The organism is Acinetobacter sp. 1424608, from assembly GCF_000588255.1.
Taxonomy (GTDB): Bacteria; Pseudomonadota; Gammaproteobacteria; order Pseudomonadales; family Moraxellaceae; genus Acinetobacter; species Acinetobacter nosocomialis.
Map to the genome: position 1 here is coordinate 1 of NZ_JFXL01000022.1, position 15345 is coordinate 15345.

General features: G+C 38.5%; 12 protein-coding genes. 4 read left to right on the forward strand and 8 right to left on the reverse strand.

Going from position 1 to position 15345, the window contains the following annotated elements; genetic code table 11:
• Positions 1–671: 671 nt before the first annotated feature.
• The gene (tyrS, locus tag J678_RS20120; RefSeq protein ID WP_006581460.1) at positions 672–1904 is read right to left on the reverse strand and encodes a tyrosine--tRNA ligase; all 1233 of its coding nucleotides are present in this window, start codon (positions 1902–1904) and stop codon (positions 672–674) included.
• Between the two features lie 61 nt (positions 1905–1965).
• On the opposite strand from tyrS, the gene J678_RS20125 reads away from it, so the two are divergent.
• Positions 1966–3093, forward strand: a complete 1128-nt coding sequence (locus J678_RS20125) for an anhydro-N-acetylmuramic acid kinase (RefSeq protein ID WP_004711281.1) — start codon at positions 1966–1968, stop codon at positions 3091–3093.
• 126 nt (positions 3094–3219) lie between these two features.
• The gene (locus tag J678_RS20130) at positions 3220–4062 is read left to right on the forward strand and encodes an alpha/beta hydrolase (RefSeq protein WP_006582394.1); all 843 of its coding nucleotides are present in this window, start codon (positions 3220–3222) and stop codon (positions 4060–4062) included.
• 58 nt (positions 4063–4120) lie between these two features.
• Here the strand turns inward: J678_RS20130 and erpA are convergent, their stop codons facing one another.
• The 4 genes from erpA to J678_RS20150 all read right to left on the reverse strand — a co-directional run bounded on the left by erpA (position 4121) and on the right by J678_RS20150 (position 8200).
• The gene (gene erpA / locus J678_RS20135; protein ID WP_000993572.1) at positions 4121–4456 is read right to left on the reverse strand and encodes an iron-sulfur cluster insertion protein ErpA; all 336 of its coding nucleotides are present in this window, start codon (positions 4454–4456) and stop codon (positions 4121–4123) included.
• Between the two features lie 124 nt (positions 4457–4580).
• Positions 4581–5585, reverse strand: coding sequence for a putative solute-binding protein (locus tag J678_RS20140; protein WP_002051879.1), 1005 nt, complete (start codon positions 5583–5585; stop codon positions 4581–4583).
• A gap of 347 nt (positions 5586–5932) precedes the next feature.
• Positions 5933–6940 (reverse strand): putative solute-binding protein, encoded by a 1008-nt coding sequence (locus J678_RS20145; RefSeq protein ID WP_002051905.1) that lies wholly within the window; start codon positions 6938–6940, stop codon positions 5933–5935.
• A gap of 255 nt (positions 6941–7195) precedes the next feature.
• Positions 7196–8200 (reverse strand): putative solute-binding protein, encoded by a 1005-nt coding sequence (locus J678_RS20150; RefSeq protein ID WP_031956367.1) that lies wholly within the window; start codon positions 8198–8200, stop codon positions 7196–7198.
• A 252-nt stretch (positions 8201–8452) separates the two neighbouring features.
• Here J678_RS20150 and J678_RS20155 point away from each other — a divergent pair, with 252 nt between their 5' ends.
• On the forward strand, positions 8453–10384 hold the full coding sequence (locus tag J678_RS20155) for an ATP-binding cassette domain-containing protein (protein WP_004882605.1): 1932 nt from the start codon (positions 8453–8455) through the stop codon (positions 10382–10384).
• Between the two features lie 266 nt (positions 10385–10650).
• The gene (locus tag J678_RS20160; protein WP_004711274.1) at positions 10651–11208 is read left to right on the forward strand and encodes a VTT domain-containing protein; all 558 of its coding nucleotides are present in this window, start codon (positions 10651–10653) and stop codon (positions 11206–11208) included.
• Between the two features lie 89 nt (positions 11209–11297).
• Here J678_RS20160 and cybC read toward each other — a convergent pair whose 3' ends face one another.
• From cybC to recF, 3 genes are read right to left on the reverse strand one after another with little or no spacing between them, the layout of a single operon-like run.
• Positions 11298–11690, reverse strand: coding sequence for a cytochrome b562 (cybC, locus tag J678_RS20165; protein WP_004711273.1), 393 nt, complete (start codon positions 11688–11690; stop codon positions 11298–11300).
• A gap of 37 nt (positions 11691–11727) precedes the next feature.
• The gene (gene gyrB, locus J678_RS20170; protein ID WP_002051923.1) at positions 11728–14196 is read right to left on the reverse strand and encodes a DNA topoisomerase (ATP-hydrolyzing) subunit B; all 2469 of its coding nucleotides are present in this window, start codon (positions 14194–14196) and stop codon (positions 11728–11730) included.
• Positions 14197–14248: 52 nt separating this feature from the next.
• Complete coding sequence (recF, locus tag J678_RS20175; RefSeq protein ID WP_004711272.1) at positions 14249–15331, reverse strand: DNA replication/repair protein RecF; 1083 nt, start codon at positions 15329–15331, stop codon at positions 14249–14251.
• Positions 15332–15345: the final 14 nt, after the last annotated feature.

Here is a 15345-nt window from a genome sequence, read left to right on the forward strand (position 1 = left end):
AATGAAAATTATTTCGATTAATCAATCAGTAAAAATCCACACAAGTTGTTCTTCAATTCTCTTAATGATCTTCTTCCTGGTTCGTCACCAGCAAGCTAGGTCGGCTATATTACTCTTAATCTCTTAAAAGTCAACAGGTAATTTCGATATTTTTAAAACTTATCTTTCAAACCAACTTAACATCAAATTCATCACTTAAAGTAACCAACTTAATCTCAAGTAACTGTTTTTCAACAAGTTTCTATCTGCATCACCGCCGATGGATGTGCATTATAGACCATTAACTTACCTTTGCAAGGGGTATTTCAGCCTTTTTCTATTGAGTGCCGTTTTTTTCTACTATTTTTCGAAAAAAGTGATATATATGGCTTTTTTTTAGGCATTTTCACCACTTTTATTCATTTTATTTTAGGAAAATACAGTTCACATTAGATTTTTGATGTCTTCTTATAGAAGTTATAGGCATATATAGCATTTTCTATTCCAAAGATTCCACAGACAAACTAGAGCAAATACTCTATTTATTGATTCATACTTTCTATTTTTTTCTTATTCTATTTTTCTAATTATTAAGTTAATTACAAATTGTTCCACGTGGAACCCTTAATTAATTTTGCGTTTCAGAAATAAAAAAAAGCAGGATTACTCCTGCTTTTCACTATATAATTTTCTTAGTCAGTGAAAGTTACACGTGCAATTGCCTTCTTACCTGACTGAATAATGAAAGTGCCATTTTCTTTTACAGAGAAACCTGCATCTACTACATTCCAGTCAACTTTTACTGCTCCACGTGCTACAGCATCTTTTGCAGCTGCTGCATTTGGATTTAGGCCTGCTACACGTAAAATCGTAGCAATAAAGATTTCGCCTCCAAACTCACCACGTGAAATAGTCACTTCAGGTGTATCTTCTGGCACCTCACCTTCTGTAATACGGTTACCTGCACTCTTATGAGCATTGGCAGCTGCTTCAGCATCATGGAAGCGTTCAACCAACTCGAGTGCAAGAATACGTTTTACTTCTTGTGGATTACGACCAGCCGCGATTTCATCTAATAAAGCCTTGATCTCATCAAGAGATTTAAAACTTAATAAATCGAAATAACGTTCGATTAAAGAGTCAGGCATTGATAATACTTTTTGGTACATTGCACCTGGCGCATCAAAAACACCAATATAGTTACCTAAAGATTTAGACATTTTATTTACGCCATCTAAACCTTCTAGAATCGGCACAGTGATACACACTTGTGATTCTTGGCCATAACGGCTTTGTAAAGTACGACCCATGAGTAAGTTAAAGGTTTGGTCTGTACCACCTAACTCAACGTCAGCTTCAAGCGCAATTGAGTCATAGCCTTGAACTAAAGGATATAAGAACTCATGAATCGCAATTGGCTGATGGTTGCTATAACGCTTAGTAAAGTCATCACGCTCTAACATACGCGATACGGTTTGTTGACTCGCTAACTGGATAAGGTCAGCAGCAGACTTTTGGTTAAACCACTCTGAGTTAAAACGTACTTTTGTTTTATTCGGGTCTAAGATTTTAAAAACTTGTTCTTGATAAGTTTTAGCATTGGCTTCAACTTGTTCACGTGACAAAGGCGGACGAGTTGCACTTTTACCAGTTGGGTCACCAATCATTGCTGTATAGTCACCAATCAAGAAGGTAACTTCATGGCCCAAGTCTTGGAACGTTTTTAGTTTGTTAATAAGTACCGTATGTCCTAAATGTAAATCTGGTGCTGTAGGGTCAAAACCAGCTTTAATTTTAAGAGGACGATTCTCTTTAAGCTTTTTCAGTAAATCTTCTTCTGAAATAATTTCGTGCGTGCCTCGTTGGATGAGGGCAAGCTGTTCTTCGGCGGGCAAGAAATTTGACATCACAAAACCTAAACACATCAGTTATTCAATTTGTGCGATATACTAACATTTTTTCAGCGTCTTGCAGGGGAAGTTGCATATGAGCGCAATCTATATCGGCGTAATGACTGGCACTAGTATGGATGGTGTAGATATTGTTGCGGCTTCATTTGAGCCACTACAGCTTCATGCCACTCTTACAGTTCCTTTCGAACCCGAGTTACGTGATGAGCTTATGGCATTAACTTTACCCGATGACAATGAAATTGACCGTATGGGTAAAGCTGATGTTGCTCTAGCCAAAATGATTGGTCATGGGATTAATAGCTTAATTGAAAAGCATCAATTAGACCGTAGCCAAATTAAAGCGATCGGTTCGCATGGGCAAACTATTCGTCATCGTCCAGAGCATGGCTTTACGTTACAAATTGGCGATCCAAACATTATTACTGAAATCACTCAAATCCCAGTTGTTTCAGATTTCCGTCGTAGAGATATGGCTGCAGGCGGACAAGGTGCTCCATTAGTCCCAGCTTTTCATCAAGCATTATTTCAACATCCAAGCATTCATCGTGTGATTTTGAATTTAGGCGGCATTGCCAATGTAAGTATGTTGCCTGCCAATAATCCTGACGGCGTATTTGGTTTTGATACGGGGCCTGCGAATATTTTGATGGATGCATGGTGTCATCGCCATACAGGTCATCCATATGATGAAAATGGTGATTGGGCTGCTTATGGGCATCCTATTCGTTCGCTACTCGACCGTCTTCATGCGCATGAATATTTTTCTAAAGAGCCACCTAAAAGTACGGGACGTGAAGATTTCAATATTGACTGGCTAGATGATCAGTTAATCGATTGGCGTAATGATTTAACTTACGATGAGTTAGAAGATACACCAGAAAATATTCAAGCAACCTTATTAAAACTTACTGTGCGTGCTATTCAAAAAGCGATTTATCGTTCTGATATGGAAACAGGCGAAGTATATGTATGTGGTGGTGGGGCTTATAACTCTTATTTGTTAGAACAATTACGCTGGCGTTTACGTAAGCACAATTGGTCAGTTCAAACCACAGATGTTTTAGGACTCTCCCCTACCTGGGTCGAGGCTACAGCATTTGCATGGTTAGCAATGCGTTTTGTGAATAGTTTAAGTGGTAATTTACCAGCAGTAACTGGTGCGTCTGATTTTAGAATTTTAGGAACAATCACGGCGGTATAAGATTTTTTATAAGTTCTTTTACCTAGATTCGACCTTATAGCACATTTACTGACCCGAAATGCTGTTATTTAAATGTGCATAAAAACTCATGATAAATGCCAACAAAAATAAGTAAGGCATGTTGTTATGGATTTGACCAACCGTATTCATCAATATACTCGTGGGGCTTGGACATTCGATGTGATTGATTCAGGCCCTATAGTTGGCCCTCTCGTGGTTTTATTGCATGGCTTTCCAGAAACTGCACATAGTTGGGTGCAAACTTCTGAACTATTGCATCAGCATGGATTTAGAACACTTGCGATTCATCAACGTGGTTATAGTCTAAATGCTAGACCACAAAGCCGCTTTCATTACGCTTTAAGTGAACTAACTGAAGATGTCGCAGTTTTTATTAAGGGGCTTGGTCAACCAGTTTATTTAATTGGGCACGATTGGGGTTCTGTAATTGCGTCTAGTGTAGCTATGAAGTACCCGCAGTATATTCAACATCTCACTTTAGTTTCTGTGCCGCATCAAGCCGCATTTTTAAAAGCTTGTTTAAGCAGTAGACAACTTTTTAAATCTTATTATTTTGCAATTTTTCAGCTACCGATTGTGCCCGAACTTTTATTTAAAAAGATACCGAAATTAGGCCGTAAGTTTCTAAAGTCATCAGGCATGACCGAACAGCAAATTGAAATATTCGAGACTGAGTTTATAAAAGAAAATAGGCTAACTACGGCGTTAAATTGGTACCGTGGATTTTTCTGGGATAAACCTCAGAATCCTTTTAAATTAATAGATGTGCCAACTCTGTTTATTTGGGGTAGAGATGATATTGCCGTAACAGAAAAAAGTGCCAAGTTAAATTCAGGTTATTTTAAAAATAGTTATAAAGCCATTTTCATAAACGCTTCTCATTGGATTCCTTATCAGAATGCACCTGAACTGGTTCAATACTTTTTAGAATCTATCAGTGAAAAATAATGATTTGACTAATAAAAAAACCTCTCAAAATAGAGAGGCTTTTTATTTAAAATTCTTTTTAAATCGAGAACGAAGAACCACAACCACAAGTTGTTGTCGCATTTGGGTTCTGCACAATAAAGCGTGAACCTTCAAGGCCTTCAACATAATCAACCACTGAGCCAACTAAATATTGATAGCTGAGTGAGTCAACCAGCATCTTTACATCGCCATTTACAAATTCAGCATCATCTTCATTTACGCTTTCAGCGAAATTGAAGCCGTATGAAAATCCTGAACACCCGCCTCCGGTTACATATACACGTAACATGAGATCGTCATTCCCTTCACTATCACGGAGTTGGCGTACCTTATTGGCAGCATTATCTGTCAAAACTAGAGCTTGGGCATTCATGATGATTGTTCCTCGGATTTTGCTGTGCCTTTCAAAATAAAAAAGACCCTATATTGAGTATAGCATAATCAATATAGGGTCTGTCTTCGAAGTTTAAAGCGAATCTTGAGTATTTTTATCAAGATTATTTGTAATTCTCATCTTGTAAGCCACATTCGAAGTTTTTCGCATCTTGCTTACAACGGAATTGCCATAATAATTTCATCATCCGTTTATCATAAACACCGCGTTTTGTAAGATTAATTCGTGATTCACGCATAAGCTTTTGATAGCCCGGTTTATCGGCAGCAGGTACATCCATCCAGTATTTTTGCGGAATATCAGCTTTCATTTTTCCTAAGATAGTAAAGGCACGTGGTAACTGGCCTGCCACCCATTCTCTAGATTTCTGACCAAATCCAGCTGGGAATTTATCTGGACGAATAATAATATTTCCAGTCACCTGTAAGATTGGATAGTTAACGATTGCTCCTTTCGTACCTAAGCCTTTTTGTAGTTCTAAAGGTTTAAACGCTGCTGCTGGTGCACCAATAATATCAACCTGATGATTATTAAATTTAGCTCCAAAGTTAGTCACATCAGCACTAACAGCCTGTGCCCCTACCTGCTGAACCATAATTTTTTGCGCTTCATCGTAATCTAGTACAGCAATTTTTTTACCCGCAGCTTTCGCCACTGTATTAATACTACGGTCGTTTACTAAAAGGTAAGCGTCCCCTACCGGAATAACACCGACGACTTCATAGCGCCCATTCACCATATATTTACTAAAGGTTGGACTCGCTAAACCTTGCATGACTTTAACAGCAAGTTTGAGATCGGGAATCGCACCAATAGCATCTAATGAACCTGTAAATGAGTTGAATTGACGCCCACGCATACCCGATACGCTAATGCCATCACATTTACCAGCTTTAAAATCTTCAGCAATCACTGCTTCGTTTTGATTTACTTTGAGTTCGATATCAGCTCCCCAGTTTTTCGCTGCAAGCTGATAATCTTTCATGAGTGCATAGACGTCACCATTTTTACCAACGAAGTCAAAAACACAAATAGTTTGTTTGGCTTCGGCTGCAAATGAAATTGTTGTGAGTCCCATCGCAAGTAAAAGCGTTTTGGAAAATCGCATATTCTTTTCCTTTCCTTGTAGATTTTTTGTTTTTAGCATCAAGAAATTTCACGCTGGTCGGCATGATTCTCATGAGATATGCTTCATCTAAAATTTGCGATTAAGATATTTTTACGAGCAATTCTGTTTATATGAGCTCAATTAAAGAAAAATAGATATTTAAATATCGATAGTACTTCTTTGATCACTCACATCCTTGTTCAGTTTTTATACCTTCATATATCCAGATGAAGTTTTATCTTCAAATTAGATTATCGACTTTTCAATTCACCACAATGGCTGAATTGACAGCCTATATAAAGCAAAAAAGCCTAGAACTAAGTCTAGGCTTTTAAGATCAATATGAATTATTCACCAGGCATTGAACATTCAAAGTTAGCTTTGTCTACAGAACAACGTGCTTTTTTCAATACAGACATCATACCAGCATCGTAAATACCACGTTTAGTTAAGTCCATACGGCCATCACGTAACATTTTTTGATACTTAAGTTTGTCTTCAGCACTTAGGTTCATTTTATATTTACCTGGAATTTGCGCTTCTAAACGGTTAATCATCGCAAAGTTTTTAGGTAATTGTTTCACGAACCAGTCACGAGACTTTTGGCCAAAGCCAGCAGGGAATTTATCAGCACGTAATACTAGGTCAGCAGTTACATGTAATACTGGGAAGTTCCACATTACACCATTTGCACCCAAACCTTTGTTTAATTCTAATGGTTTGTATGCATAAGCAGGCGCACCTACCATATCTACCTGACCATTGTTAAATTTAGCAGCAAAGTTTGAAATATCAGAAAGAACCGCCTGAGCACCTACACGCTGCACCATAATTTTTTGTGCATCGTCATAGCCTAACACGGCGAATTTTTTACCCGCAGCTTTTTCAACAGAGTTGATGTTTTTGTCACGTACGAAAATGAATGCTGAACCTAGCGGAGAGATACCAGCAACTTCGTATTTTTTACCACCAAGGTTAGTTGTCATTTTGGCAGCATTACGTGCATCTAATACATAAGTAATAGCACGTTGCGCGATTTGGTTATTAGGAACACCACCAAGCGAGTCGATTGATCCTGCGAATTTGTTATATTGGCGTGCGCGCATAGCAGTCATTGCTACAGCATCACATTTACCAGCTTTGAAATCATTATCTGCAACAGCCTCGTCCTGACGAGGAACCAAGTTAATTTCAGTACCCCAGCCTTTTGCAGCTAGAGCCCATTCTTCCATCATTTTATATGAGTCGCCTGCTTTTCCTAAGAGGTCGAATACACACACGGTACTCGCTGCTTGCGCTGAAGCAGAAAAACCAACAACAGAAGCGGCAGCCATAGCAAGTACGATTTTTTTCATTTTCTTCATCCTTCCACGGAACAGATTTTTTGTTTGAAGTTTCCTTTCAAACACAGATATTAATCATGTTTTTTAGAAAAAAATAGAGCTTTTACTCAAATATTTTTATCTCATTGGATCATTGTTTGTGCTATTTAAATTATTTATCAAAATTAAAAACTACTAATTTTCCGTAAGTTACTTTTTATATTCACAATTTTCATACCCATATTCAGCTTTGAAATATGTGTAGCGATTTTGTGATTAAAAAACAAACTACTCACCATTGAGCGTACATTCAAAATTTGTTCGTTCAATGGTACATCGTGCACGTTTTAGTACACTCATCATGGTTGCGTCATATACTCCTTGCTTTGTAAGGCCAAGGCGACCTTCTCGTAATATTTTTTGATATTTCAGTTTATCTTCAACTGAAAAATTGATTTTAATTTTAGAGGGTATTCCAGCTTCCAACCGTTTCACCATCGTAAAATTTTGCGGTAATTGCTTAATGAACCAGTCACGAGACTTCATTCCAAAATTGGCTGGAAACCTATCACTTCTTGCAATTAAGTCCCCTGTAACGTTGACTACGGGAAAAGTAAACATTGCCCAATTTGTTCCAATACCTTTGCCTATTTCTAATGGTTTATAAGCATAAGCAGGAGCGGCAATGGCATCGACTTGGCCATTATTAAATTTTTTCACAAAATCTGTAATTTCTGATGGGATAGGATGCGCACCTACACTTTCCACCATAATTTTTTGGGCTGCGTCATATTGTAAAATAGCAAATTTAGTACCGCGTACTTTTTCAATTGAGTTGAGGCTTTTATCTCTTACAAACAAGTAAGCCAAACCAATCTGGACAATCCCCACCACCTCGTAGTTTGTTCCATTTTGTGCAGTTACCATACGATGTTTATTACGTTGGTCTAAAACGTAACTAATTGCCTTTTGAGCAATTGCATTACTTGTCACCCCACCAATAGCATCAATCGAACCTGCAAATTTATTGTAATTTCGCGCTCGCATTGAGGTCATATAAGCTGCGTCACATTTGCCCTCACGCAGTCTACGATCTACCAAAGCTTCGTCTTGAAATGGAATTAAAGTAATGTCGGCCTGCCAACTTTTCGCTGCCAGTGCCCACTCTTCCATCATTTTGTAGGATTCACCTGATTTTCCCAATAAATCGAATACACATACATTTTGCCCAGCATGTGCTGTTCCCATAGCACAGCAAAATACTGCACCAATTATCCCCAATCCTTTTTTCATTTGACTTTCCTTAGTCTAGTTTTATTAGGAGTTCATTTATCAACCAAGTTTTAAATTGTTTTTATTTTAGCCATATTTTTTAGAATGTGGTCTATCTCGTTAAAAATTTAGATATTTTCAGACGAATAGCTTTAATAAAGATAGGTTAAGCCATGCAATCTCAACATTTAGAAACTAAAACTCTGAAAGTTTTGTTTTCAGGTTCAGTTCTCTTTAAAATACAGCATCCCTAACTCACCTCGATAAGACAAGATGATTCAATTTGACCAAGTTTCTTTACGCCGCGGTGGACGTGTTCTCTTTCAAAAAGCGTCTATGCAATTACACCCAGGTTGGAAGATTGGTCTGACTGGGGTCAATGGTGCAGGTAAATCAACATTATTTGCAGCATTACTAGGCAGTTTAGGCGCAGATGAAGGTACTCTTACTCGCCCTTCGGTCTGGACAGTGGCGCATATGGCACAAGAAGTTAAAGCTCTAGACATGCCTGCCATCGATTTTGTTCTTTCTGGTGATGAAGAATATTGGGATATTCAAAATAAGCTTGCTCATCCAGATCAACTCACAGATTCAGACTTGGCTAAACTACATGGCCGCTTTGATGAAATTCACGGTTATTCAGCACCATCTAAAGCTGCCCAGCTTATGGCTGGCTTAGGTTTTTTAGAACATCAATTACGTTTAAATGTTGCTAGCTTTTCTGGTGGATGGCGTATGCGCTTAAACTTAGCGCGTACATTAATGAGTCGTTCTGATCTACTTTTACTAGATGAACCAACAAACCACTTAGATTTAGACGCAATTTTGTGGTTAGAAGACTGGCTTAAAGCCTATGAAGGTACCCTCATCCTCATTTCGCATGACCGCGACTTTTTAGATGCAATTACAGACCATATTCTCCATATTGAGAATCAGGAACTCACGCTTTACACCGGTAATTACTCCACATTTGAAACAACTCGAAGTGAACGTTTAGCACAACAACAACAAGCTTTTGAAAAGCAACAAGAAACACGTGCTCACCTACAAAAATTTATTGACCGTTTCAAAGCAAAAGCAACTAAAGCTCGTCAGGCACAAAGTCGTATAAAACAACTTGAGCGTATGCAGCAACTCGCACCTGCTCATGTAGATACACCGTTTACTTTTAGTTTTCGTGAACCGACCAAAATGAGTTCACCGTTGCTGACGTTAGACAATGCCAGCATAGGTTATGGCGAAAAGCTAATTGCTGAAAAAATCAGATTACAAATTACACCAAATTCGCGTATTGGTTTACTTGGTATGAACGGCGCAGGTAAATCAACTTTGATTAAGAGCTTGGTCGGTGATTTACCACTTCTAGCAGGTGAACGTAAAGCTTCAGAGTTACTTAATATTGGTTACTTTGCACAGCACCAAATGGATGCTTTAGACGGCCATGCCAGCCCGATGCTTCAACTTGCCCGTTTGGCAGATAAACAAATTAGTGAAGCCACTTTACGTTCATTTCTGGGGAGTTTCGGGTTTAGTGGTGAACGCATGGATACACCATGTGAAAGCTTTTCTGGCGGTGAGCGCGCTCGTTTGGCCCTAGCACTGATTGTATGGCAGCGTCCAAATGTTTTAATTCTCGATGAGCCAACAAACCATTTAGATCTTGATATGCGTCATGCACTGAGCATGGCTTTACAAGATTTTGAAGGTGCTGTTGTTCTGGTTTCCCACGAACGTCAACTTATTGCCAGTGTGTGTGATGAGCTTCTTTTAGTACACGGCGGCAAATGTACCGAATTTGAAGGTGATTTGCAGGATTATGCTAAATGGCTACGTGAAGCGCGTCAGCAGCAGATCAATGCTCAGACTGCTATAGCAGCAAATAACTCATCTGCTGCTGCCCCTGCTCCAACTAAAGTTGATAAAGAAGCACAGCGTAAGGAAGCCGCACGCCGTCGCGAACAGACTCGTCCTATTCGTAAAAATATTGAAAAAGTTGAGTCACAAATTGAAAAACTTCAACCGCGACTTGCTGAAATTGAAGAAGCTTTAGCAGATAGCTCATTATATGAAGCGAATCGTAAAGATGATTTGCTTAAGCTGATGAATGAACAGACTGAGTTGAAGGCGAAGCTTGAACAACATGAAGAGCAACTTTTAGAACTCATGATGGAACTTGAGGAAATGGAAGCTTCTTTCGAAAACTAAGTTCTTACCAGTACTGGTATTTTTAAGTACCAGTACTGGCTTTTAGTTCAAATTAGAGCTTTATTTGCACTACTATATAAAAATTTGAATGACTTCTAATAATATTTCATTCAGCTGTTAAATTTTTGAGATAGATTCAAATTTGATAACATATAAAACTTAAGCTACATCTTAAGGGTTGCCATATACAGATAATTTAACTAAATTCTGTAACTTCGTTTTTACCCTTCTTGAGTAGGTATTTAATTCGGGATCAGACAAACTGAATGAATTTTATTGATTTTATTACTAATTTTGAACATTTTTTACCTATTTTAATTCAGGAGTATGGCGCATGGGTCTATGCCATACTCTTTTTGATCATTTTTTCTGAGACAGCTTTTGTTTTTATGTTCTTTTTACCAGGAGATAGTTTACTTCTAACTGTAGGGGCACTTTGCTCAGTAATTGAAATGATGCATCTGGGTTATATGATTACTTTGCTTACCATAGCTGCCACCCTAGGCTATATTGTGAACTACTCTATTGGACGTCATTTTGGTAACCGTATTTTTGAAGCAAAATCACGTTTTATTAAGAAAGAGTATTTAAATAAAACCAACCGTTATTTCTTACAACACGGTGGCAAAACCATTCTTCTGGCACGCTTTATTCCTTTTGCACGCTCTTTTGCACCATTAGCTGCTGGCTCTAGCAATATGAGTTATGGAAAGTTTTTAATCTATAATGTCGCTGGAGCTATTTTGTGGATCTGCCTTTTGTTAACTGCTGGATATTTGTTTGGCCACGCACTCATTCAAGTTACAGACTTAGTAGAAAATTAATCTTTTTCAAGTTAATCCACTCAAATAAACCAAAAAAATAAAGGGAATGAATCAATCATTCCCTTTATTTTATTTAGATCAAAATGAATCTATCTAAATTTTTTATGGTTTTCATTACGAATATTAACCAGATTTATTGCTTCAGTTTTGGCTTGGTCTAATTGACCTTTATCAACCAATACAGTAACGCGATCAATTTCAGCAACCAACTGATCTAAACCCGCTTGATATTGCTTTACCTGTACATTTTCCGGCGGTAAACCTTCTAACTTATGAGGTAAAGATTTTTTTGAAGATAATGCAGCCTGACGCATAATCACAAGCTGCTGTTTTGCGTTATTGAGATCTTTCGCTTCAGCAAAGGCTTTTGTGCTCTTTGCTAAAGTTTTCATGTCAGCTTCCAAGTCAGCTGCAAATGCAGAATGACTCACTAAAGCTGCACATGAAATCAGCATACTTGCTATAAACTTTTGACTCATCATCTTCTCTCCTTAGACTGATTTAGAATCTAGCTATCAATTAAGCATCAATATCTGCATTTAATGCATTTTCTTCAATGAAGGCACGACGTGGTTCAACGTCATCACCCATTAAGCATGAGAACATACGATCGGCTTCGATTGCATCATCAATAGTCACCTGTAACATATTGCGGTTTTCAGGGTCCATTGTGGTTTCCCAAAGCTGTTCAGCATTCATCTCACCCAGACCTTTATAGCGCTGGATCATCATACCGCGACGCGAATCTTGCAGAATGTGCTGCCATACCTGATGGAAGTTAGCCACTTGAATACGACGATCACCCTTTTGTAAATATGCACCATCTTCAATTAAATTGAACCAACTCTTAGAGTTCTTCAATAAACGTGCATATTCTGCTGAGTTTAATAAACCAGCATCAAGCAAGTAAGCATGTGGCAAGTTATGGACATATACCGTCACACGTGGCCAATAATGCGCTGTTTTCTCGCCTTGAGCATTTTCACGCTCGAAGGTTTCAAGCGTAATTTCAGGGCGCAAACTTGGCTGTAGTCTTTGTACTGCTTCGCGTACTTGATCAGCCCATTGCTGTACATAAGCCTGGTCATGGTTCTGATCAGCTTTAAAGGCATCTACTTCAAGTAATGCATCAAGTAAGCTTGCTGGATAACGCAACGTTAAACGTTGTAAGCTCTTTTGTGAAACTTGATAGTCTTGAATCACTTTTGCTAATGCTTCGCCTGTAATTGCAGGTGCTTCTGCACTAATATGCAAAGCAAGCTCATCAATTGCATTTGAAATTAAATAAGTTTCCAAGGCATCATTATCTTTAATATATTGCTCTTGCTTACCTTTTTTCAGTTTATACAAAGGTGGCTGTGCAATATAGATATGACCACGTTCAACCAGCTCCGGCATTTGACGGAAGAAGAACGTTAATAACAATGTACGGATGTGCGAACCATCGACGTCGGCATCGGTCATAATAATAATTTTATGATAACGAAGCTTGTCAGGGTTATATTCTTCACGGCCAATACCACAGCCAAGTGCTGTAATTAATGTACCGACTTCCTGACTCGAAATCATTTTGTCAAAGCGGGCACGTTCAACGTTCAAGATTTTACCTTTCAAAGGTAAAATAGCTTGCATTTTACGGTTACGACCTTGCTTGGCACTACCACCCGCAGAGTCACCCTCGACAAGATATAATTCAGAAAGTGCCGGATCTTTTTCCTGACAGTCAGCCAATTTACCTGGCAAGCCTGCGATATCTAATGCACTCTTACGACGTGTCATTTCACGCGCTTTACGCGCAGCATCACGTGCACGAGCAGCGTCAATAATCTTACCAGCAATTGATTTTGCAGCTTGCGGGTTTTCTAGTAAGTAAGCAGAGAACTCTTTGTTCATTGCTTGCTCTACTGCTGGTTTTACCTCACTCGATACCAATTTTTCTTTCGTTTGAGAAGAGAATTTTGGATCAGGAACTTTAACCGAAATAATAGCAGTCAAACCTTCACGCGCATCATCACCAGTCACATTCACTTTTTCTTTCTTGAGAATGTTTTCATTTTCAAGATATTGGTTTAAGCCACGCGTTAATGCCGCACGGAAACCTGCTAAGTGTGTACCACCATCTTTTTGTGGAATGTTGTTTGTGAAACAACGAACATTTTCTTGATAACTATCATTCCACTGCAATGCAACTTCTACAGCAATGCCGTTATCTGCATCAGCCGTGAAATGGAAAATTTCGTTCAGATGATTTTTACCTTCGTTAATGTATTTAACAAACTCAGATAAACCACCTTCATAGTCATAAACATGTTCAAGATTAATACGCTCATCACGTAAAACGATACGTACACCAGCATTTAAGAAAGAAAGTTCACGTAAGCGGCGCGCTAAAATTTCAACGTTAAAAATGGTTTGACTAAAAGTTTCTGCACTTGGCCAGAAGCGTACAATCGTACCTGTGTTATCCGTTTCACCAATCACACGCAATGGATATTGCGGATCACCATGATGGTATTCTTGTTCATGAATTTGGCCAGCACGATTAATAATTAAATGTAATTTACTAGACAGTGCGTTTACGACTGATACACCTACACCGTGCAAACCACCTGAAACTTTATAGCTATTATCATCAAACTTACCGCCTGCATGCAGAATGGTAAGAATAACTTCTGCTGCAGATACACCTTCTTCAGGGTGAATATCAGTTGGAATACCACGGCCATTATCTGAAACACTCACCGATTCATCTTCGTGAATCGTGACAATAATTTCGTCACAGTGACCCGCTAAGGCTTCATCGATTGCGTTATCGACAACCTCGAATACCATATGGTGTAAACCGGTACCGTCGTCTGTATCCCCAATATACATGCCCGGACGTTTACGAACTGCATCTAATCCACGTAATACTTTAATACTAGAGGAATCATAAGCCTTTTCATTGGTTTGTTCTGTTTGAGAGGCTGATTGAGACTCTGAACTCATGGTTTCTCCCTAGCAAATATAGGTTTATTCAAAGATGGTTAACATCAAAAAATTATGGTGAAGCAAGACTAACTTGACCGGATTCAACACTGAATAATTGATATGAAATAGACAGATCATGTAAATGTTTTTTTACCGATGCATGATCTAAAGTTGTCATAAAAACCTGGCTACCAAGTTGGCTTAATCGTTCAATTAAACGTTGTTGTGCGGTTAAGTCTAATTCTGCTGTCAGATCATCTAATAATACCACAGTTTCCTTATTACTCGCATGCAACATTGCAATTTGTGACAGTTTTAAGGCAATAATCAGGAGTTTTTTCTGACCTCTTGATAAAACATCATCGGCGTGTCCAAAAGGTGTTTTTAAGCGCAAATCTGCCCGATGTGGACCATACTCTGTATAACGTCTTTCAATGTCTTTTTGATGCTGATTCAGCAAGTCTTGCATGAGCCCCTGCTCTGTATGAAAACCGGGGCTATATTCCAGCTCAATCTCTAAATCAGGCAGTAACTGTCTTAAATCATTTTGGAAATATACATTCCATTGTTCTACGATACTTAAACGCTGTGAGTGTAAAATTTCACCATAATCACTCAACATTTTGTTCCACGGCTCTAAGTCAGCCAAAGAAAGATTGCGTCTTGTTTTGAGTAAGGTATTTCGCTGTTTTAAAGCTCGAGAGTAATACTGCCAAGCAAAATAAAACTCAGGTTCCACGTGGAACATTAGCCAATCTAAAAGCTGACGTCTTGGCTTAGCACCATGGTCAATAATATCTGTACTTTGTGGATCAATATGTTGTAAAGGGAGTAATTTGGCGAGTTGACCTTGGGTTGCCACTGTATCTCCATTCACTTTCATCAACTGCTCGCCAGAAGCGAGTTTCTGCATACCAATTTTTTCAGTTGCTGACTGAGCAAACACAATCGCGTCGTCAGCCTCATATTGAATATAGTTTTTTGGGATATGTGTGCGGAATGAGCGACCTGTTGCAAGTAAATGGATCGCTTCCAAAATTGATGTTTTACCCGAACCGTTAGCGCCATAAAAAACATTAAACGGTTGCAAACCATGGAGTGCAACCGTTTTTAAATTACGCACGCGTTCTATGTTTAAGCGCGTAAGATGCATAGAATTAAACCAGT